Genomic DNA, 19,675 nt, shown 5'->3' on the forward strand with positions numbered 1-19,675 from the left:
TCTCTCGATAAGGAAGCCTCCATGCACGACCAGCACATCAGCATCAGCAAACGCAGCCCGATTTCCTGGGTGCCCACCTTATACTTCGCCCAGGGCCTGCCATTCTACGCCGTGGCCCTGGTGGCCGGCCTGATGTTCAAGAGCATGGGCGTGCCGAACGACCAGATCGCCCGCTGGACGGGCCTGATCGGTTTTGCCTGGGTCTTCAAGTCGCTGTGGAGCCCCTTCCTGGAACTGGCGCCCAGCAAGAAGACCATGGTGGTGCTGTTCCAGTTCGCCGGCGGCCTGAGCCTGGGCATGATCGCGCTGGCCCTGCAAACGCCACTATGGTTCGCCGCCTGCATCGCCGTGCTGTTCGTCGCCGCGCTGGCCTCGTCGACGCACGACATCGTCTGCGACGGCCTGTACATCGCCAGCCTGTCGGACAAGCAGCAGGCGGCCTACGCGGGCTGGCAGGGCGCCTTCTTCAACGCGGGCAAGTTCATCTCGCTGGGCGGCCTGGTGATCCTGGCCGGCTACCTGGAAAAAAATATCGGCGTCAAGCCCGCCTGGTCGGTGATCTTCCTGATCATCGGCGCCATGATGTTGTCGCTGGCCGCGTATCACCTGTGGGCGCTGCCGCAGGTGCGCAACGCGGCCGTGGCCGACAAGAGCGTGGCAGGCATCAGCCGCACCCTGTGGGACGTGCTGGTCGACTTCCTGAAAAAGCCCGGCATCTGGGGCATGATCGCCTTCATCATCCTGTTTCGCGCCGGCGAGGCGCAGGTGCAGACCATCGGCCCCCTGTTCCTGCGCGAAGCGCGCGAACTGGGCGGCCTGGGTCTGTCGACGACGGAAGTGGGCGCCGTGTACGGTACGGCCGGCACCGTGGCCTTTTTGCTGGGCAGCATAGGCGGAGGCTATTTCACATCGTGGCTGGGCCTCAAGCGCGCCATGTTCTTCCTGATCCTGGCCATGAACTTGCCGAATCTGGTGTTCTATTACCTGAGCCACAGCATGCCGACCGACCTGACCCTGATCACGGCCGCGCTCAGCGTGGAAATGTTCGGCTATGGCTTCGGCTTCGTCGGCCTGATCCTGTTCATGATGCAGGTGGTCTCCGTCGGCAAGTACCAGACGGCCCACTATGCGTTCGCCACCGGCGTGATGCAGCTCGGTTTCGTGCTATTCAAGATGATCAGCGGCGACATCCAGACGGCGCTTGGCTACAAGACCTTTTTTCTGTGGGTACTGGTGTCGGCCCTGCCCGTCCTGGTCCTGTCGCGCTTCATGCGCATCGGACCAAAGACCCCCTCCGACCAGGCTGATGCCGGCGCCACGTCCGCGCCGGCCAGCGCAAGCTAGGAATCGCATCGTCCATGGCACACATCGTTTTAAAGAATATCGTCAAGCTGTACGACGACAAGCACCCGGTCATCCACGGCATCGACCTCGCTATCCGCGATGGCGAATTCGTCGTCTTCGTGGGACCTTCAGGTTGCGGTAAATCAACCCTGCTGCGCATGATCGCCGGGCTGGAAGACATCACGGACGGCGAATTGCATATCGGTGGCAAGCTGGCCAACGATATCGCCCCTGCCGAGCGGGGCCTGGCCATGGTCTTCCAGAGCTATGCCCTGTATCCGCACATGACGGTGTTCGAGAACATGGCCTTCGCCCTGAGCCTGGCGGGCCACAAGAAGGCGGAGGTGCGCGCCGCCGTCGAGCGCGCGGCCGAGATCCTGCAGATCACGCCTTTGCTCAAGCGCAAACCGAAGGACCTGTCGGGCGGCCAGCGCCAGCGCGTGGCCATCGGCCGCGCCATCGTGCGCAAACCCAAGGTATTCCTGTTCGACGAGCCCCTGTCAAACCTCGACGCCTCGCTGCGCGTGCAGATGCGCGTGGAAATTTCGCGCCTGCACCAGGAACTGAAGACCACCATGATCTACGTCACGCACGACCAGGTCGAGGCCATGACGCTGGGCGAGCGCATCGTCGTCTTCAACGGCGGGCGCATCGAGCAGGTGGGCAGTCCGCACGAGCTGTACAACCATCCCGGCAACCTGTTCGTGGCCGGCTTCCTGGGCGCGCCGAAGATGAACTTTATCGCTTGCGAGGCCGTTGCCTGCGGACCCGGCACGGTAGCCGTGCGCCTGCCTGGCGGCGCCGTGATCGAGGTCGAGGCGCAAGGTGACGGCGTGGCGCCAGGCGAGCAGCTGACTCTGGGCGTGCGCGCCGAGCATGTCAGCCTGCAGCACGGAGAGACGGCGACCGACAACGTGATCGATGCCAGTGTCAGCCATGTCGAATACCTGGGCGACGTGGCCATCGTCTACGCCAGCATGCCAGGTGTGGCCGGGATGCTGGCCGAGATGCTGGCCGTCAAGCTGCCGGCCGAGGATGGCTTACGCCAGGCGGGCGACGCCATGCGTTTGCATCTGCCGGCGCAGCGCTGCCTGCTGTTCGATGCCAAAGGGCAAGCACTGGCGCGCACGTTTGCTGCACCAGCCCAGCAGTTTATGTGACAATAGCCGCTCTGTATCATGCCGCTTCTGTTTGACTTATGCAGGCAGACTGGTAGAAATGTATTTTTTCGAGCTTCCTTGCCCCTCTGGCAATGCCACTGCACGATGCTGCGGCTGCCACTGCAGGTGCGTATTTTTGTTTTTGATTGAAGGATAACCCATGTCCCAATTCCGTCTTGCCCGTCTCAGCCTGATCCTGGCCGCCATCGGCCTGAACGTCCTGCCAGCCCTGTCGCACGCCCAGGATGCCAAGCCAGCCGCTGCTGCCGGTGCACCCGCCGCCGCCCCGGCCGACACGGTGCGCCCTGAAGTGTTCAAACTGCTCGATCCGGTCGCCGTGAAGGCATCGATGGATGCGAAAAACTACGCCGACGTGCAAAGCCGCATCGACCAGACTGCCGCCATTCCCGCCCTGACACCCTACGAATTGTTCGTGCTGAACCGCCTGCGCGTGGCGCTGGCGTCGACCACCAACAATGCTCCGATGGCCATGACGGCGCTGGAAGCGGTGATCGAATCGGGCAAGCTGGACAAGAAAGCCCAGGGCGACTTTATCCAGGCGCTGGCCAACTACCACTACAACGCCAAGGATTATCCGAACGCCATCAAATGGTTCACCCGTTACCAAACGGAAACGGGCGACGTGGCCACCGTGCGTCCCTACATCATCCGCGCCTATTACTTCAGCAATGATTTTGCGCGCGCAAAACAGGAACTGATGGCCGACCTGACGGCCAAGCAGCAAGCGGGCAAGACGCCGACCATCGAAGAACTGCAATTGCTGGCCAACACGGGTTCGAAGAGCAAGGATCCGGCTACCTACCTGGTCGCCATGGAAAACCTGGTGCGCTACTACCCGTCGGATGACTACTGGAGCGATTTGCTGAGCCGCACGCAAGGCAAGGCTGGCTATTCCGACCGCTTCGCGCTCGACGTGCTGCGCCTGCAATTCAAGGCCGTCGACACCATGCCGCCACAGGACTACAGCGACATGGCTGAAATTGCCCTGCAAAACGCCTTCCCGACGGAAGCGAAAAAAGTCCTCGACGCGGGCTTTGCCAAAGGCGTGCTGGGTACGGGGGCGAATGCCGCCAAGCACAAGAAACTGCGTGACCAGGCCAACAAGGCTGCCGCCGACGACGCAAAAAATATCGCCAGCGGCGAAGCCTCGGCCATGAAGAGCAAGGATGGCACGGGCTTGATCAACCTGGGCTACGCCTTCGTGACGATGGACCAGTTCGACAAAGGTATCGACCTGATCCAGAAAGGCATCGCCAAAGGCGGCTTGAAGCGTCCGGAAGATGCCAAGCTGCGCCTCGGCTATTCCTACGCCATGGCTGGCAAGAAAGATGACGCCATCAAGGTCCTGGAAACGGTCAAGGGCGGCGACGGCGTGGGCGACCTGGCCCGCTACTGGATCCTGTGGCTGAACCGTCCTGCCACGGCAGCAGCGGCCAAGTAATTCTTGCTACCTCAAGCATGCGCAAGGCAGTTCCCGGCTCACGCCGGGGCTGCTTTTTTTTCGACCTAGCATCCCTCGTCCACGGATGCGCGTCTCTGCCCTGTCCACGCGGCATGGGCTGACGTGAAGTGTCAGACCTTGACGTAGATCTTCCGCTTGTCCATGCCGTAGGCGATCAGCCAGCACAGCAGCATGAAGCCGACGGCAAACAGCAGCGAACCCACTCGTGCCGGCACCCAGCCCGTAAACCACTGCTGGTACAGCCACTGGTACAGATTGCCGCCGCCGATGCGCACGGTAAAGGCGATGATCACCAGCACTTCCGACACCAGGTAAATGAACAGGGTGTTCTTGCCGAAGACTTCAAAAAAGTACGTCCAGCCCGTGATCTTGCGCACGTCAATGACGAACATCAGCAGCGCCAGCAGCAGTAAGTCCAGGCCGATGCCCAGCATCACATATGAGCTGGTCCACAGCTTCTTGTTAATCGGAAACACTTCGTTCCAGCACAGGGCCACCGCCACGCAGATGACGCCGGCCACGGCCAGCTGAACCAGGCTGGAGCGCAGCTGCGCCGGCGCCGCCTGGCGCAAAAAACTGCCCGCCAGATAGCCGGCAATCACATTGACGACCGATGGCAAGGTGCCGAGGATACCTTCCGGATCGAAGGCGATGCCTTCGCCGTGGTACAAATGGCTGTCGCCCAGCAGGATCAGATCCAGCTTGGCCGGCGCGTTGCCGTGCAAGCTGTAGTCACCCCAGGTCGCCAGGATGGCCCAGTAGCCGAGCAAGGCGCACGTGCTGAAGAGCAGCGCGCCCCGTGTCTTCCAGTAATGCAGGATCAAAGCGGCGGCCAGGTAGCACACGGCGATGCGCTGCAGCACGCCCGGGATGCGCGTGTGCGACAGCGGCGACCAGGCAAACTGGCCCGCGTCGTCAATCTTGAAGAAGGGGAACCAGTACAGCAAGAAGCCCAGTAAAAAGATCAGCGCACTGCGCTTGCACAGCTTGGCCAGCACGGCGCCATGCCCCAGATTTTCATATTTCCCCAGCGCAAACGCCAGCGCATTGCCGACGACAAACAAAAAGCTGGGAAAGACCAGGTCCGTGAGAGTAAAACCATGCCATTCGGCATGCAGGAACGGCGCATACACGCTGCCCCAGTCGCCCGGCGTATTGACGACGATCATCAGGGCCACGGTCAGGCCGCGCAGGACGTCGAGGGCGAGGTAGCGTTGAGGTGCAATAGTCATGATCAAACAATTCCAAATGAGAAAAACCGCCTTCCTGCTTGCGGCAAGGAGGCGGCAAAAACCCTTACGCCCCGGATACAATCTTCGCGGGCGCAAGTCATGCTGGCGACCGGCGGCGACAGCCCTGGCATGAACAAGACAGAAGCCACCCTACCGGTGAGCGCAAAAAAAAAGCAAGCCCCTGAAGCAGGAACTTGCTTGAAAGACCGAGGAAGACCTGGCCTGATGCGGGTGCATCAGACCTGGCCGTCTTGCTTACAGCTTGCCGCGCAAGCCCAGGTAGAAAGTACGGCCGTTGCTATAGAAAGCGCGTGGCTGATCCTTGTTTTCAGCGTACATCTTGATGGTTTCGTTGGTCAGGTTAAGCGCATCGAACGTGATCGTGAAGTTCTCATTGATCTTGTAGTTGAGCGAACCTGCCAGGGTGCTGCTGTCGTCGACGTGCTGGCTGGCACCACGGTCCACGCCCGCCTTGTAAGCCGAACGATAGTTGTAAGCCAGGCGCGCGCTAAAACCGTGTGCTTCGTAGAAAGCGGTCAGGTTGTAGGTGTTTTTCGACGCATTTAACAATTCGCTGCCATCGTTCAGCTTGCCATCGGCGTAGGTGTAGTTGGCCAGTACGCCGAAATCACCCAGCACCGGTTGCTGATAGCTCAACTCGATACCCTTGTTCTTGCCCTTGGTGTTGTAGGACTCGGTAACTTGGAACACCCTGTCAGCACCGACCTTGGTATTGAAATAGGTGGCGTTGACGTTACGTTGCGCCACGATCGAATTCAAATCCATGTAGAAAATACCGGCCGATACCGCCGATTTTGGCGCGAAATACCACTCGGCGCTAACTTCAGCATTGTTCGAACGCACAGGATTGAGGTTGATGTTGCCCTTGGTACCACTCAGGGAATCCTCATTCAGCGATACCGCGCCGCCCAACGCGCTATAGTCAGGACGCGCGATGGTCTTTGCCAATGCACCGCGCACAACGAGATCGCGGCTGACATCAAACTTGACGTTGGCGCTAGGCAAGAAGTCGTTATAGCTACGGTCATAGGTATTTTGCGAGTAGGCGCCAAAAGCGGAACCTGTGATCGGACCGCCACTGGAATTAACAGTAGTGGACTGCTTGGTATGAACTGCACGCACGCCGAAGTTACCGCTCCAGTTATCGCCAGCCAAATTGGCCATACCGTAGACTGCCTGGGTTTTTTCCTGCAGTTTGAATTCATCGCGCCAGTTGTGGCGCGCTACGCGGTCGGGATTACGGTTACCCGGAATCGCCGCCCATTTTGCCAAGGCATCACCGTCGTAGCGGAAATAGTTGGTAGGCAAATTGCCGCCCAGATTGGAGGCGAAATTACCCGGATACTGCGTACCGTTCCAGATGGGGCCGGCACTGGCCAATCCTGTCGCGCCAGGACCCGTTTCAAACGGATGCTCGGCGGTACGTTTATGGTCAGTGAAGCGTGCACCAAACTTAATGGAATCCCATATACCGTTCGACAGGCGTAATTCGCCATCGATCTGGGTATACAGTTCCTTGTCGACCGACTGCGATTCCCCGCCACCGATCCATGCCGTGCCCAATGGCGCGGTAGTCGTACCGCCTGGATAGGCGACGGTTGCCGGACTCATGCCATTTAGCGCATAGTTCATGCCGCCATCGACCTTGTTTTGGTAGTACACATCATCACGGTCGTAGCCCACGCCGTGGGTCTTGCCCAACTTGCCTGTGAAGGTCAGGTCCTTGCTGGCACGGTACTTGAAGTTGAAATCCAGATAGTACGTTTCGCCGCCTGCGTCCGGACGATAAATATTATCGACCTCGCCAGCATTCTGCGTGAAGTTCGCCGCCACGAGCGTATTATTGCGCACCGTGTAGGACGTCGGTACCATCCCCGCGTTAATCGAGCCACTCGGCGCGGCCAAATGGTTGGTGTTCGAATGCGGCGCCTTCAATTGCGAATAGAAGCCATTCAAATCCAGCGTCAAATCCTTGTTCGGTTTGAATTCGATATCGAAAGCACCACCTTCACGGGTTTTCTTTTGCTCGAAGAAACTCGCGCCTATGAAGGTAGGAGCCAGTACTCCCACCAGGTCCGGGTGCGCCTTCGCAGCAGCCTTGTCAGCGGCAATTGCCGTGTAACCGAGGATTTCCTGGCCATCACGACGCACTTGCGACTTTTGCGAGAAACCCTGAACCATGATCCCCAACGTATTGTCGTCATTTTTCCAATTCACCATACCAGAGAATTGCGGCTGGGTTTTCTCCGACAGGTCATTGTAGTTGGCCTGAATGGAGCCTTCGGCGGTAAGTTTGTTCTTGAACTCCAGCGGGCGACGGGTGATCACGTCGATCGCACCGGACACGCCACCTTCCACCAGATCGGCTGTAGCACTCTTCCGCACGACAACCGAGCTCACCAGCTCCGATGGCAGCAGGGAGAAGCTGCTGCTGCGGCCGACGTTGCCACCGAACTGGTTCAGCACGAACCAGTCGCCCGTGCTGATGGCGTGGCCATTGAACAGGGTTTGCTGCAAGCTGGGGCTGGTGCCGCGCAGGCTGACGCGGTCGTTTTCGCCGAAGCCGCCTTCGCCACCGGCAGACGATTGAGTATTCACACCTGGCAGGCGCTGGATCGCGTCAGCCACGTTACGGTCTGGCATCTTGCCGATATCTTCAGCGGTGACCACTTCCACCACGGAATCCGCATTACGTTTTTGCTTCAGCGATTTTTCCAGCGAGGCACGCACGCCGGTCACCGTCACTACGGTGGACACGTCGTCGGCGGGTGCTTCCTGCGCCTGTGCCGAAAAAGCCAGACCGGCGACCATCACGGCAACGGCCGTAGCGATCGGCGTACGGCTACGCGATCCGGATTTCACGACGGCAGCTGCAGGTGTCAAATTGCGTTTCATGTACTCCCCCTTGATTTAGGCTCCAGGATTGGACCCTTTTCATTTTTAACGTAGGTCTTCTTTCCAGCCCGCCCACTCTCGCCGGCATGCTGCAGACCCTTCGGCACAACCACTTACAAAACCAATTCAACGCCAATATACTACTATCCAATACCAGAACACTACCAGTTGCAACTTTTTTTTTATAACGTTGTTTGAATCACACAGACCACTTCACCTGAATCAATCTGTAGCCCGTATGAGCGGGGTAAATACCAGCGAAGCCAGGCATAAATTGCCGGCCTGATAATTCAAATTGGTTTTATAACGGTCTTTTTTGGTATTATCCAGCGACACAAAACAGATACAGAGCGCGTCTGCAACGCGCCGTAACGGAGACCCTCAGCGTATGACAACCCTGGCTCACATCATGCAAGGCCTGGGGCAGACGAGTAGCCTGCCCCTGTACCAGCAACTGCAGCGCGCGCTGCGCGAAGCGATCGACAAGCGCATCCTCGGCCCCGACGAAGCCCTGCCGGCCGAGCGCCAGCTGGCCAGCGACCTGGCCGTCTCGCGCATCACCGTGCGCAAGGCCATCGATGGCCTCGTCAACGAGGGCTTGCTGGTGCGGCGTCCCGGTTCGGGCAATTTCATCAATACGCGCATCGAGAAGAATTTCGCCAAGCTGACCTCGTTTTCCGAGGACATGCGCGCGCGCGGGCGCACGCCCCGCAGTGTCTGGCTCAAGCGCGCGGAGGGAACCGTCACACCGGAAGAGGCCTTGCGCCTGCGGCTGTCGCCCGGCGCGCCCGTGTACCGATTTCACCGTATCCGCTATGCGGACGAGGTGCCGATGTGCCTGGAATACGCGACCATCGTCGCCAATTGCCTGCCGGCGCTCGACGCTGTCGACGTATCCATGTATGACGCGCTGGAACAGGCGGGCAACCGCCCCGTGCGCGCCTTGCAGCGCCTCAGCGCACTTTTACTGACGGGGGAACAGGCCAGCCTGCTGCAAGCGGAGGAAGGCGACGCGGGCTTGTCGGTGGAAAGACTGGGCTTTTTGCGCGATGGCCGCGCCGTGGAATTTTGCCGCTCCTACTTTCGCGGCGATATGTATGACTTCGTGGCCGAATTAAGTACCAATTAATACCAGCCGCCCGGATTACCGAATACCAGATAAAACCACTTATTGCAGTGCAATATATATTCGACGTAACGGCTATATATTTGCACGGCCATGATGGAATAATCGGCGACCATTATGTCGGCGCTTGCGGAGAATATAAAAGAAAGCCGCATAATACGGCTTTGCGCATTGCAGCAAAACGTGGCGTAGCCCGTCAGGAAGCGGGCGCGGCACGCACAGCACTGCATAGCCGTTTTCCACGCCCCGCACCACGGTCATGCGCGCGCCCATCCAGGCATCCAGCTGAAAATCCCGGGCCGGTACCAGCATCGCCTGCGCTCCGGCCACGCCCTACGCTTGCCTCAAGGGCGCGACATGCATGTGCTTGCAGATCGCCAAGCCCATGGCCAGATCCGCCACCGGCTGCACGGCATAGGCGCTGCCAGCAAGAAAATCGCGCTCGGGCGGCGCCAGATGATGTTTCTGGTAGCCGACGGGCGCGGAGCCATTGGGAGAAAACAGCCAGGCCAGGTTGCGCAGGCAGGCAGCGTCTTGCCGCCGATGCCCAGAGTAACCCACGCGCCCGTGCTGCGCGCCAGGCACAGCATAAACAACAGGGCAGACACGCCAGCCAAGGCTGCCACTTGCAGCACGGCAAGGTTATCGGCTTGCGAATAAGCGAGGCTGCCCCAGTTACCCTCCGGCAGCAAAGCCGCCATCAAGGTGTCGATGGTGCCCCACAGCACGGGATACGCCAGCACTGTCCAGCCGGACCGGTAGCGCAGCACGAGGCGCCGCGTGACCAGCACCACCAGCGGCCACAGCAGTGTCTTGACGAAGATCACGGCCAGCACGGCCGGCAAGAGCATGAGCAGGTGGAAATAAACAAGGTTGGATGACAGTCTCAGCATGGCGGCCAGGAACGTCATTCAGGCCGCATCGCGGCGGGACGCACGCAGGGCCAGGCACAACAGGGGGTGTGGCGCGGACAACGTTGGGAATATGCTCAGGCTTTCAAGGGTAACCAGATTTCCACGCCGCCAACACCGCTGGCGCGGTCGAACTGCTGGTCGTAGCGTTCAAAATCGGGCGCGTCGGCCACTACCAGCCCGGACTGGGGCAGCCACTCGTTCCACAGCGTGCGCCAGGGTGGCGCGGATGGTGTGCAGGGTACAGATGTCGCCGATACTCGTGTCGCCACTGCGTTTGAGGCAGAGTGTCCACGCTACGCTGTCCCGCCGTGACGGGCTTTGTGCCAGATCAAATGAAACGGGTGTTACTTTTCTTCGGGGGGCGGCAGGAAACAGGCTTCGACGATTTGCAGGTCGTTATCCTTGGCGAACTCACGCACGAAGTGAAACGCCATCGGCTCGATCTCGCGCAGCTTGGTGTTGACCACCACCGACTTGACGCCATTGACGACGGTCGGGCGCACGTAGGGCGAATACTGGAGGTGCGCATTGCGCCCGCCACCTTCGGGATTGAAACAGGACATCACTCCACAAAGGCGCTCGGCCCAATCGCTGGGTCGGAATTGCTTGCCATTGCTGGTGAGACCAAGGATGAAGAACTCGTCTGAGAGTTCCCCTGTTTTTTGAGATAACTCGGCCATGTGGCTTGTCGGGACTGGATTGCGTGAATGGCCCCGGCGGGTAAGCCGGGCTGGTAATTCAACTACGTTTGCTGCGGTAAGCCAGTATTATATCTTATAGAAGACTTGGGTTCTACCTCGATCTTCCCTGCGGTTGCAAACAGGGGCTGGCACGCGTAACGCGCCAGCCCCTATTTTAACCTTGTTCCACGTGCCAGGCGCATGGATGGCGCGTGTGCGCCCGCCCAACTCCCGTATCAGCCGAGGAAAACGGCGCCCGACATCAACAGCAGCAGCAGCATCCACAGCAGCAAGGCGCGCCATACCAGGCCCACCGTGCTCTGCAAGGCGCGCGCCCCAGGCTCTTCACCGGGCAGGATATCGCTTTCGCTGTCGCTGTCATCGACGGCCAGGTCCGGCGTGACCAGCACGCGCGCCGCCGTTTCGGCTGGCGTGCCCAGGCGTACGCCCATGGCGCCGCCGCCAGCCGTAAGGATGATGCCGATGGCTTCGTCCTGCCAGCGCTGGGCGAAATTGCGCCAGGCATAGATGGCATCCTCGAAATTGCCGACCACGGCAAACGCCACGGCCGTCAGGCGCACAGGGATCCAGTCGATCCAGTAAAAGGCGCGCGCGGCGAACTGGCCAAAGGCTTCATTGCGCATGTGCTCGGGCTCGTTCCAGGCGCGCGCCAGGTATTCGGCCACGCGGTACATCACGGCGCAGGCAGGGCCCAGCGGCATCAGGAACCAGAAGAATACGCCAAACACATTGCGATGCGTGGTGATCAAGGCTTTTTCTACGGCGATGCGGGCGATTTCGCTCGCTTCCATGCCCACCGTGTCGAGCTTGGTCCAGTCTGCCAGCAAGGTGCGCGCGGTCGCCTCATCACCGGCGCTCAGGGCCAGCTGGATCGAGGTAAAGTAATGGCTGTAATGGCGGAAGCCCAGGGTCAGGTAGACGATGAGCACGTTCCAGGCGAAGGCCAGCAGCGTCAGCTGATAATGCTGCAAGAGCCAGTAAATGCCTGCAGTCGGCACCATCAGCACGCCGATCATGAGGAACCAGCCCATGCGGCCATGGTTGGCGTGGCCGGCATTGAACCAGGTCTCCATGCGCATTGCCAGGCTCTTGATTTCGGCGTAGATCGGATTGTCCGCGCGCAAAGGTTTGAGCTGCTCGATCAGCAATGCGCAAAGTATGGAGAGAAATGTCATCAAACGTCCTTTTTGTCTTTTTCAGCAATACCGCAATGCCCGCTACGATAGCGCAGTGCAGTGCTGGAATCAAACTTATTACGTGCGGGGCGGCATTTTACGCGCGCAAGAGGTGAAACAGATTGCGCAGCATGCCAGCGGTGGCGCCCCAAATGTAGAAGCGCTCGTACGGCATGGCATAGAACGAGCGCCGCCCGCCAGGCAATTCCACCGACAGGCGCTGATGGTTGAGTCCATCCATGAGGAAGGCCAGCGGCACTTCGAAGATTTCCGCCACCTCGGACGGGTCGGCGCGCAGTTCGAACGGCGGCGTCACCAGCCCCACCACCGGCGCGACCTGGTAGCCGGTGCCCGTCAGGTAGTCGGGCAGACAGCCCAGCACTTCAATATGCTCGCGCGCCAGGCCCACCTCTTCTTGCGTTTCGCGCAGGGCCGTGGCGATGGGCGACGCATCGAAGGCTTCGCTGCGCCCGCCGGGAAAGCTGACCTGGCCCGCATGGCTGCTCAGGTGGTCCGTGCGCATGGTCAGCAAGATGGTCAAGCCTTGCGGGCGTTGCACCAGCGGAATGAGCACGGCGGCGCGCACGGGCACCACGCGGGCGGAGAGGAAATCCTGGGTAATCTCGGGCTGCCAGTCCGGCTGTTCGGCCAGGCGCTGGCGCAGCCAGTCCGGCGTCAGGCGCACGGCGTCCAGCGCCGCCTCGCCGGCGATCGAATCGATGGCGAGTTGCTTGGGATCAAATGCAATAGTGGCCATTACCCGTCCTTCATGATTAAAGCCACCTGGCAAAACCGTCGCGAGCGGAAGGAAGAGGTGGCCGAGACGCGCAACCGTACTCTAGTACGGTGAGCATCGCAGGCTACCTAAGCCGACGCGCAGCAGGTTAGGCCAGGTGTCACCATAAAAAAAAGGGGCACCATCACAGGCACCCCTTTTCCCAACGCAGACGCTGATATTACGCGCTTGCTTTCGCCACAACGCGGCGATTTGGCAATTTTTCTTTGATACGCGCCGATTTACCCGAACGCTCACGCAGATAGTACAGCTTGGCGCGGCGAACATCACCACGGCGTTTCACTTCGATCGAAGCGATCAGCGGCGAGTACAGTTGGAACGTACGCTCAACGCCTTCGCCGGACGAGATCTTACGAACGATGAAGTTCGAGTTCAGGCCACGGTTACGACGGGAGATAACGACGCCTTCGTAAGCCTGGGCGCGCTTGCGCGTACCTTCGACTACGTTGACGCTGACGATAACGGTATCGCCTGGTGCGAATTCAGGAATGGTTTTACCCAGACGAGCAATTTCTTCCTGCTCTAATTGTTGAATCAAGTCCATTTTTATAACTCCGAAAACCATCATGCCGGCGCACTGTGGATAGCAAGTATCCGCCCGGTAGAGGATGGGTAACACAATTTGGGCAACATGCCCGGCACTACTGGCCACCCTGCCGGCCGTCCGGAGACGGCTTACAGGCTGGCCAAGAATTTTTCGTCGGTCTTGCTGAGCAAGCCGGCGGCGCGTGCACTGACCAGCAGGTCAGGCCGCTTTGTCGCGGTCGCTTCCAGCATGCGCTGGCGGCGCCACTTGACGATCTCGGCATGATTACCCCCCATCAAAACGGGCGGCACACTCATGTCTTCATATGTTTCCGGCCGCGTGTAGTGCGGCGAATCAAGCAAGCCATTGACGAAGCTATCCTCGATGGCCGATGCCTCGGTGTTCAAGACACCCGGCAACAGGCGGATCACCGCGTCCATCAACGCCATGGCAGGCAATTCACCGCCTGACAGGACAAAGTCGCCCACGCTGATTTCTTCGTCGACGCAACGGTCCAGCAAACGCTGATCCACGGCTTCATAGCGGCCACACAGGATCACCAAACCAGGTTCAGCTTTCAGCTGCGTGACACGCTCGTGCGTCAACGGACGGCCTTGCGGCGACATGAACACCACGCGGGGCGCCGCCAGGCCTAATTCGGTCTGGCGTTGCTTCGCGGCGTTAATTGTCGCTTCGAGGGGACGGGCCATCATCACCATGCCGGGGCCACCGCCATACGGGCGGTCATCTACGGTACGGTGATTGTCGGTCGTGAAATCACGGGGATTCCACAGCGACAAGCCACATTTACCCTGCTCGAAGGCGCGCCGGGTCACACCCGACTGCGTCAGCGCGGCAAACATTTCCGGGAACAGGGTCACGACATCAAATTGCATCGCTCACCATCCTGCAAAGTTTGCCCGGCGCAAAATTATGCGCAGACGGTTTAATAATCGAGGCCCCAGTCGACCGTGATCTTGTTGGCAGCCTTGTCAACGTTAATGACGAACTGGCTGACAAACGGGATCAGGCGCTCAGGCGCCATTTCAACGGTCTCATCGGCAGTGGCGACGGGCGTAACGCGCAAGATCGACTGCGGACCATTGCTCATCATGTCGTGCACTGTGCCGAGGCACTCGCCTTGCAAATTCTCAACTGTCAGCCCGATCAGATCGGACCAATAAAATTCATCGGCCGTCAGCGTCGGGAAATGGCTACGCGGAATTTGCACAGAGACGCCTTTCAGCGCTTCTGCTGCATCCCGCCCGACCACACCCACCAGCTGGGCCACGACGTCGCCGCCGTGTAACTTCGCTTGCCTGACTTGAACATCATGCAAGGTCGGTTTATCAAACCACCAGGTTTTGACGCTTAATAATGCATCCGCGTCGTCGGAGAAAGGAGTGATCCTGACCCCGCCAGCAATGCCATAAGCACCGGAGACATAGCCTACCTGTACCAGGTCATCGGGGACTTTCACCCCGGATGCAGTCTTGACCGTCAAACCAGTGATCTAATTAAGCTGCTGCTTTGTTGTTGCTGGCAACCAGGCGAGCAACGGTTGGCGACAATTGTGCGCCAACGCCTTGCCAGTAGGCCAGACGGTCTGCGGTGATACGCAGTGGAACTTCGCCACCTTGCGCCATCGGGTTGTAAAAACCGATACGCTCAATGAAGCGACCATCGCGGCGATTGCGCGAATCAGTAGCGACGATGTTGAAGAACGGGCGCTTCTTGGCGCCTCCACGAGCTAAACGAATAACGACCATAATATTTCCAAAAAGTGTGCTGAGGCGGAAAAAGCCGCAAATTATAGCGCGCTTTACCGCCAGGCAGCAAGCGTTATGATGACGGGCGTGTAATTTGGGCTAATCAAACATTATGACCAGTCATGGCCGAAGACGCAATAGGTGTCTGCGCCTATCGTGCCGGCCATGGCTTGAAATCAAGCCAAATCATTGTATAAACGCCACAGGAAAGTGCTATCGTTGTGCGAGACAATGACCGATACTGGCAATCTTTACCGATGAGCAACTCTGGAGTCCCATGACCACCGCCACCATTTTGCAACAGTCGCACAAGAACAAGGCATTCACCACCTTGCTGGCCTTCCTGCTGGGCACGCTGGGCGCGCACCGCTTCTACCTGCATGGCGCCAAAGACCGCTGGGGCTGGCTACACCTGGCCGCCCTGCCCGCCTCCCTGCTGCTGCACCAGCTGTTTCCCGAAGCCGACTGGTTTTACCAGATACTGCCGCTGACCCTGTCCGCCCTGGGCGGCTTCCTGGAAGCACTGGTACTGGGCCTGATGCCGGACGACAAGTGGGATATCCGCTACAACGCCGCCTCCGGCCGCCTGTCGGACACGGGCTGGCCCCTGGCTGTGGTGCTGGTCGCTACCTTGATGCTAGGCGCTGGCGTGCTGATCGCCACCATGGCGCGCCTGTTCGATTTACTGTACACAGGCGGCGCCTACGGTTAATTTCCGCATGGAAATTGCATCATTTGCCACGCCCTGCACGCACATGTAAGTGTTGGTAAGCAATCATGATTTTCCTCTATACTGCATTCACAATGCCAGCATTACTGGCACATTCAACACCCCCTAGGAGAAGATCATGATTCGTCGCCCACTCATCCTCGCAGTAGCCATCACGGCCCTGTTCAGCACATCCGCCTTCGCGCAAAACCTGTCACCGAAGGCGCAATACGCCTACGACACGAAGCAAGCCAGCACCCGCTATGCGGACGACAAGAAATTGTGCGCAGAAGAAACCAGCTCGAAATCGCGCATGCAATGCCTGCGCGACGCCAAGGGCGAATACGACCAGGCCATCATCAACGCCAAGGCCGCGCAAAAAGCGGGCAATTCCTACGCCAGCCAGCCATCGAAGCAGCCACAGCATCAGATCTGCGCCGATTGCGGCAAGGTGCTGGCAGTTAATGTCACTGAAAAAGCGGGAGAAGGCGGCGCCCTGGGCATGATCGGCGGCGGCGTGGCCGGCGCCCTGCTGGGCCGCCAGGTCGGCGGCGGACGCGGCAAGGACCTGGCCACCCTGGCCGGCGCCGCCGGCGGCGCGTATGCGGGCAAGCAAGTGGAAGGCCAGATGAAAAATGCCAAGACGTGGACCGTCACCGTGCAATACGAAACGGGCGCCAAGGCTGACTTCGCGTTTGACCAGGACCCGGGGCTGGCTGCTGGCGATCTGGTGCGCAATTCGGGCAACGGCATCGCCCGCCGTTAAGAGCGCAGAGTAAATCTGGGGTCAGACCCGGCGGGTCTGACCCCGGCACTTAAGTTTGGGGTTAAAAAAGCGCTGGAGAGTGATCTCCAGCGCTTTTTTCATTCAACCTGCCTTCGGCAAACTGCCGGGGTCAGACCCTCGCCAACGCTAACATCGAAGCTCGGCGTTAGCGAACGAGGGGGGGGCTGACCCAGGTTAAAACTGCTCTTCCGACAAGGCCATCACACCGGCGCTGCCATCGATGATGGTGGCGCGCAGTCCTGGCGCCTGCGACAGGATGTGATCGGCAAAGAAGCGCGCCGTGGCGATTTTTGCCTTGTAGAACGAGGCGTCGCCGCTCCCCTCTCCCAGCCTTTGCTGCGCCACCACGGCCGCGCGCGCCATTTGCCAGCCGCCCAGCACGATGCCGGCCAGTTTCAGATACGGCACGCTGCCCGCAAACACGGCCTTGATGTCCGTCTTCATGTTCGCCACCACGTATTCCACCACCGCTTCGAGCGCGGCGCTGCCTTCGGCCAGGTGACGCTGCATGGCCTGGAAGTCGGCGCCGGAGAGCTCGCCCAACTGGGCTTCCGTGGCGCGCACCTGGGCGATGATGGCTTTCGCCACGGCGCCGCCGTCGCGCACCGTCTTGCGGCCCACCAGGTCGTTCGCCTGGATGGCCGTCGTGCCTTCGTAGATGGTCAGGATCTTGGCGTCGCGGTAGTGCTGGGCGGCGCCTGTTTCCTCGATGAAGCCCATGCCGCCATGCACTTGCACGCCGTCGCGCGTGACGTCCTGCGACATTTCCGTGGCCCAGCCCTTGATCACGGGCACCAGGTATTCATAGGTGGCCAGGCTTTCCGCGCGCACGGCCGCGTCCGGATGGTGATGCGCCACGTCGCTGATGGCCGCCCCCACGTAGGCCAGCGCGCGCGCCGCCTCCGTCTGCGAGCGCATGGACATCAGCATGCGGCGTACGTCCGGGTGGTGGATGATGGAGACGGGGCCGGGCGAGCCGGCCAGGTCGCGCGACTGCACGCGGTCCTTGGCGAACGCCACGGCTTGCTGGTAGGCGCGCTCGGCCAGGCCGATGCCTTGCAAGCCCACGCCGAAGCGGGCCGCATTCATCATGATGAACATGTATTCAAGGCCGCGGTTTTCCTCGCCCACCAGGGTGCCGATGGCGCCGCCATGGTCGCCGAATTGCAGCACCGCCGTGGGACTGGCCTTGATGCCCAGCTTGTGCTCGATGGACACGCAATGGGCATCGTTGCGCTCACCGAGGCTGCCATCGGCATTGACGAGGAACTTCGGCACGATGAACAGCGAAATGCCTTTCACGCCAGCGGGCGCGTCCGGCGTGCGGGCCAGCACCAGGTGGACGATGTTTTCCGCCATGTCGTGCTCGCCATACGTGATGAAAATCTTCGTGCCGAAGACTTTATAAGTACCGTCGCCCTGCGGCACGGCGCGCGTGCGCACGGCGGCCAGGTCGGAACCGGCTTGCGGCTCCGTCAGATTCATGGTGCCCGTCCACTTGCCCGACACCAGGTTTTCCAGGTAGACCGCCTTCTGTTCATCGCTGCCGGCCGTCAGCAGCGCTTCGATGGCGCCATCGGACAGCAGGGCCACCAGGGCGAAGGAGATGCTGGCCGAATTGAGCATTTCGATGCAGGGCGTCGCCAGCAGCTTGGGCAAACCCTGGCCGCCGAACTCGGTCGGATGCTGCACGCCCTGCCAGCCCGCTTCGCCGTAGGCCTTGAAGGCTTCCTTGAAGCCTTTCGAGGTGGTGACCTGGCCGTCGTGCCAGAAACTGGGTTCCTTGTCGCTGGGCCAGTTCAGGGGGGCCACCACGGCGCCGCAGAATTTGGCATTCTCTTCCAGCACGGCTTCGGCCGTGTCGGGCGTGGCGTCTTCGCAGCCCGGCAAAGTGTGGATTTCGGCCAGGCCGGCCAGTTCGCTCATCACGAACAACATATCTTTCAGCGGGGCTTGATAGCTCATCTTCTTTTCTCCAAGAAAAAAGCCACGCGCGGCTCGCCGTGTGGGGCGGGCCGGCGTGGCTTTGTCAATAACAAAACCTGAATGGGTAAGACTTAACCCAGTTCCTTAACCAGTTGCGGCACGATCTCGAACAGATCGCCCACGATGCCGTAGTCGGCCACGGCAAAGATCGGCGCTTCCGGATCCTTGTTGATGGCAACGATGGTTTTCGAGTCTTTCATGCCGGCCAGATGCTGGATCGCGCCCGAGATACCGACGGCGATGTACAGCGATGGCGCGACGATCTTGCCCGTCTGGCCCACTTGCCAGTCGTTCGGCACGAAGCCGGCGTCGACGGCGGCGCGCGAGGCACCCATGGCGGCGCCCAGCTTGTCGGCCAGCGGCTCCAGGATGTGGAAGTTCTCGGCCGAACCCATGCCACGGCCACCCGACACGATGATTTTCGCGGCGGTCAGTTCAGGACGGTCGGACTTGGCCAGTTCGCGGCCCACGAAGGCCGATTTGCCGGCGTCGGCAACGGCGGCGACAGTTTCGGTGGCAGCCGAACCGCCGGTGGCGGCAGCCGCATCGAAACCGGTGGTGCGCACGGTGATGACCTTGACCTTGTCGCCAGATTGCACGGTGGCAATGGCGTTACCGGCGTAGATCGGGCGCTCGAAGGTGTCAGGCGAATCGACCTTGGTGATTTCCGAGATTTGCGCCACGTCCAGCTTGGCAGCCACGCGCGGCAGGATGTTCTTGCCGTAGGCGGTGGCTGGCGCCAGGATGTGGCTGTAATTGCCGGCGATGGCCAGCACTTGCTCGGCCACGTTTTCGGCCAGGCCGTCGGCAAAGTATGGCGCGTCGGCGACGATGACTTTCGTCACGCCAGCGATTTGCGCGGCGGCAGCGGCAGCAGCCGATGCGTTCGAACCTGCGACGAGCACGTGCACGTCGCCGCCGCACTGGGCAGCCGCAGTCACGGTGTGGTGGGTGCTGCCCTTTAAGGTAGCGTTGTCGTGTTCAGCAATAACTAATGCGACCATGATTATTCCTAGTAATGTGCAAGTGCCGGGGGGCGGACCTTCCAGGT

The 19,675-nt window shown here is 60.3% G+C and carries 20 protein-coding genes; 6 read left to right on the forward strand and 14 right to left on the reverse strand.

The window, feature by feature from the left end; translation table 11 throughout:
• Window positions 1–21 precede the first annotated feature (21 nt).
• From ACQ4WN_RS04945 to ACQ4WN_RS04955, 3 genes are all read left to right on the forward strand, one after another.
• Window positions 22–1,344, forward strand: coding sequence for an MFS transporter (locus ACQ4WN_RS04945; RefSeq protein ID WP_436550517.1), 1,323 nt, complete (start codon window positions 22–24; stop codon window positions 1,342–1,344).
• Window positions 1,345–1,358: 14 nt separating this feature from the next.
• Window positions 1,359–2,504 (forward strand): ABC transporter ATP-binding protein, encoded by a 1,146-nt coding sequence (locus ACQ4WN_RS04950; RefSeq protein WP_436550518.1) that lies wholly within the window; start codon window positions 1,359–1,361, stop codon window positions 2,502–2,504.
• Between the two features lie 160 nt (window positions 2,505–2,664).
• A complete protein-coding gene (locus ACQ4WN_RS04955) occupies window positions 2,665–3,966 on the forward strand; it encodes a tetratricopeptide repeat protein (protein ID WP_436550519.1) in 1,302 nt (433 codons plus the stop codon).
• Between the two features lie 131 nt (window positions 3,967–4,097).
• Here the strand turns inward: ACQ4WN_RS04955 and ACQ4WN_RS04960 are convergent, their stop codons facing one another.
• Both ACQ4WN_RS04960 and ACQ4WN_RS04965 read right to left on the reverse strand, forming a co-directional pair.
• Window positions 4,098–5,219, reverse strand: coding sequence for an acyltransferase family protein (locus ACQ4WN_RS04960; RefSeq protein ID WP_436550520.1), 1,122 nt, complete (start codon window positions 5,217–5,219; stop codon window positions 4,098–4,100).
• A gap of 255 nt (window positions 5,220–5,474) precedes the next feature.
• Complete coding sequence (locus tag ACQ4WN_RS04965; protein ID WP_436550521.1) at window positions 5,475–8,135, reverse strand: TonB-dependent receptor; 2,661 nt, start codon at window positions 8,133–8,135, stop codon at window positions 5,475–5,477.
• Window positions 8,136–8,523: 388 nt separating this feature from the next.
• Between ACQ4WN_RS04965 and ACQ4WN_RS04970 the strand changes: the two genes are divergently transcribed.
• Entirely contained in the window at window positions 8,524–9,264 is a 741-nt protein-coding gene (locus ACQ4WN_RS04970; protein ID WP_436550522.1) for a GntR family transcriptional regulator, read from the forward strand.
• 72 nt (window positions 9,265–9,336) lie between these two features.
• Here ACQ4WN_RS04970 and ACQ4WN_RS04975 read toward each other — a convergent pair whose 3' ends face one another.
• The 10 genes from ACQ4WN_RS04975 to rpsP form a co-directional block, all read right to left on the reverse strand.
• Entirely contained in the window at window positions 9,337–9,573 is a 237-nt protein-coding gene (locus tag ACQ4WN_RS04975; RefSeq protein ID WP_436550523.1) for a hypothetical protein, read from the reverse strand.
• A gap of 32 nt (window positions 9,574–9,605) precedes the next feature.
• On the reverse strand, window positions 9,606–10,172 hold the full coding sequence (locus ACQ4WN_RS04980; protein ID WP_436550524.1) for a hypothetical protein: 567 nt from the start codon (window positions 10,170–10,172) through the stop codon (window positions 9,606–9,608).
• 77 nt (window positions 10,173–10,249) lie between these two features.
• A complete protein-coding gene (locus ACQ4WN_RS04985; protein ID WP_495542757.1) occupies window positions 10,250–10,444 on the reverse strand; it encodes a GyrI-like domain-containing protein in 195 nt (64 codons plus the stop codon).
• 75 nt (window positions 10,445–10,519) lie between these two features.
• Complete coding sequence (locus ACQ4WN_RS04990; protein ID WP_029496213.1) at window positions 10,520–10,855, reverse strand: DUF3579 domain-containing protein; 336 nt, start codon at window positions 10,853–10,855, stop codon at window positions 10,520–10,522.
• Between the two features lie 236 nt (window positions 10,856–11,091).
• Window positions 11,092–12,051 (reverse strand): CobD/CbiB family protein, encoded by a 960-nt coding sequence (locus tag ACQ4WN_RS04995; protein WP_436550525.1) that lies wholly within the window; start codon window positions 12,049–12,051, stop codon window positions 11,092–11,094.
• A gap of 97 nt (window positions 12,052–12,148) precedes the next feature.
• Window positions 12,149–12,808 carry a CoA pyrophosphatase gene (locus ACQ4WN_RS05000; protein ID WP_436550526.1) on the reverse strand — a complete coding sequence of 220 codons (660 nt, stop codon included), beginning with the start codon at window positions 12,806–12,808 and terminating at the stop codon, window positions 12,149–12,151.
• Between the two features lie 199 nt (window positions 12,809–13,007).
• Window positions 13,008–13,391: a 50S ribosomal protein L19 gene (rplS, locus tag ACQ4WN_RS05005; RefSeq protein ID WP_010395528.1), complete on the reverse strand. Its 384-nt coding sequence runs from the start codon at window positions 13,389–13,391 to the stop codon at window positions 13,008–13,010.
• A 131-nt stretch (window positions 13,392–13,522) separates the two neighbouring features.
• Complete coding sequence (gene trmD, locus ACQ4WN_RS05010; RefSeq protein WP_436550527.1) at window positions 13,523–14,269, reverse strand: tRNA (guanosine(37)-N1)-methyltransferase TrmD; 747 nt, start codon at window positions 14,267–14,269, stop codon at window positions 13,523–13,525.
• Window positions 14,270–14,319: 50 nt separating this feature from the next.
• On the reverse strand, window positions 14,320–14,877 hold the full coding sequence (rimM, locus tag ACQ4WN_RS05015) for a ribosome maturation factor RimM (RefSeq protein ID WP_436550528.1): 558 nt from the start codon (window positions 14,875–14,877) through the stop codon (window positions 14,320–14,322).
• A gap of 13 nt (window positions 14,878–14,890) precedes the next feature.
• Window positions 14,891–15,142, reverse strand: a complete 252-nt coding sequence (gene rpsP / locus ACQ4WN_RS05020) for a 30S ribosomal protein S16 (protein ID WP_010395524.1) — start codon at window positions 15,140–15,142, stop codon at window positions 14,891–14,893.
• A 277-nt stretch (window positions 15,143–15,419) separates the two neighbouring features.
• Between rpsP and ACQ4WN_RS05025 the strand changes: the two genes are divergently transcribed.
• Complete coding sequence (locus tag ACQ4WN_RS05025) at window positions 15,420–15,854, forward strand: NINE protein (RefSeq protein WP_436550529.1); 435 nt, start codon at window positions 15,420–15,422, stop codon at window positions 15,852–15,854.
• A gap of 136 nt (window positions 15,855–15,990) precedes the next feature.
• Window positions 15,991–16,617 carry a glycine zipper 2TM domain-containing protein gene (locus ACQ4WN_RS05030; protein WP_436550530.1) on the forward strand — a complete coding sequence of 209 codons (627 nt, stop codon included), beginning with the start codon at window positions 15,991–15,993 and terminating at the stop codon, window positions 16,615–16,617.
• Window positions 16,618–16,812: 195 nt separating this feature from the next.
• On the opposite strand, the gene ACQ4WN_RS05035 is transcribed toward ACQ4WN_RS05030, so the two are convergent.
• Complete coding sequence (locus tag ACQ4WN_RS05035) at window positions 16,813–18,603, reverse strand: acyl-CoA dehydrogenase (protein WP_436550531.1); 1,791 nt, start codon at window positions 18,601–18,603, stop codon at window positions 16,813–16,815.
• A 92-nt stretch (window positions 18,604–18,695) separates the two neighbouring features.
• Window positions 18,696–19,628 carry an electron transfer flavoprotein subunit alpha/FixB family protein gene (locus ACQ4WN_RS05040; RefSeq protein WP_077400542.1) on the reverse strand — a complete coding sequence of 311 codons (933 nt, stop codon included), beginning with the start codon at window positions 19,626–19,628 and terminating at the stop codon, window positions 18,696–18,698.
• Window positions 19,629–19,675: the final 47 nt, after the last annotated feature.

It is taken from the genome of Janthinobacterium pasteuri (genome assembly GCF_051380775.1).
GTDB lineage: Bacteria > Pseudomonadota > Gammaproteobacteria > Burkholderiales > Burkholderiaceae_D > Janthinobacterium.

Bases quoted from the DNA above. Each gene is read 5' to 3' on its own strand.
- ACQ4WN_RS04955 (WP_436550519.1), top strand. From the start codon at position 2,665: ATGTCCCAATTCCGTCTTGCCCGTCTCAGCCTGATCCTGGCCGCCATC.
- rplS (WP_010395528.1), bottom strand. From the start codon at position 13,391: ATGGACTTGATTCAACAATTAGAGCAGGAAGAAATTGCTCGTCTGGGT.
- ACQ4WN_RS04970 (WP_436550522.1), top strand. From the start codon at position 8,524: ATGACAACCCTGGCTCACATCATGCAAGGCCTGGGGCAGACGAGTAGC.
- ACQ4WN_RS04980 (WP_436550524.1), bottom strand. From the start codon at position 10,172: ATGACGTTCCTGGCCGCCATGCTGAGACTGTCATCCAACCTTGTTTAT.
- ACQ4WN_RS04950 (WP_436550518.1), top strand. From the start codon at position 1,359: ATGGCACACATCGTTTTAAAGAATATCGTCAAGCTGTACGACGACAAG.
- trmD (WP_436550527.1), bottom strand. From the start codon at position 14,269: ATGCAATTTGATGTCGTGACCCTGTTCCCGGAAATGTTTGCCGCGCTG.
- ACQ4WN_RS05030 (WP_436550530.1), top strand. From the start codon at position 15,991: ATGATTCGTCGCCCACTCATCCTCGCAGTAGCCATCACGGCCCTGTTC.
- ACQ4WN_RS04945 (WP_436550517.1), top strand. From the start codon at position 22: ATGCACGACCAGCACATCAGCATCAGCAAACGCAGCCCGATTTCCTGG.
- ACQ4WN_RS05025 (WP_436550529.1), top strand. From the start codon at position 15,420: ATGACCACCGCCACCATTTTGCAACAGTCGCACAAGAACAAGGCATTC.
- ACQ4WN_RS04960 (WP_436550520.1), bottom strand. From the start codon at position 5,219: ATGACTATTGCACCTCAACGCTACCTCGCCCTCGACGTCCTGCGCGGC.
- ACQ4WN_RS05040 (WP_077400542.1), bottom strand. From the start codon at position 19,628: ATGGTCGCATTAGTTATTGCTGAACACGACAACGCTACCTTAAAGGGC.
- ACQ4WN_RS04995 (WP_436550525.1), bottom strand. From the start codon at position 12,051: ATGACATTTCTCTCCATACTTTGCGCATTGCTGATCGAGCAGCTCAAA.
- ACQ4WN_RS04975 (WP_436550523.1), bottom strand. From the start codon at position 9,573: ATGCTGGTACCGGCCCGGGATTTTCAGCTGGATGCCTGGATGGGCGCG.
- ACQ4WN_RS05035 (WP_436550531.1), bottom strand. From the start codon at position 18,603: ATGAGCTATCAAGCCCCGCTGAAAGATATGTTGTTCGTGATGAGCGAA.
- rpsP (WP_010395524.1), bottom strand. From the start codon at position 15,142: ATGGTCGTTATTCGTTTAGCTCGTGGAGGCGCCAAGAAGCGCCCGTTC.
- ACQ4WN_RS04965 (WP_436550521.1), bottom strand. From the start codon at position 8,135: ATGAAACGCAATTTGACACCTGCAGCTGCCGTCGTGAAATCCGGATCG.
- ACQ4WN_RS05000 (WP_436550526.1), bottom strand. From the start codon at position 12,808: ATGGCCACTATTGCATTTGATCCCAAGCAACTCGCCATCGATTCGATC.
- ACQ4WN_RS04990 (WP_029496213.1), bottom strand. From the start codon at position 10,855: ATGGCCGAGTTATCTCAAAAAACAGGGGAACTCTCAGACGAGTTCTTC.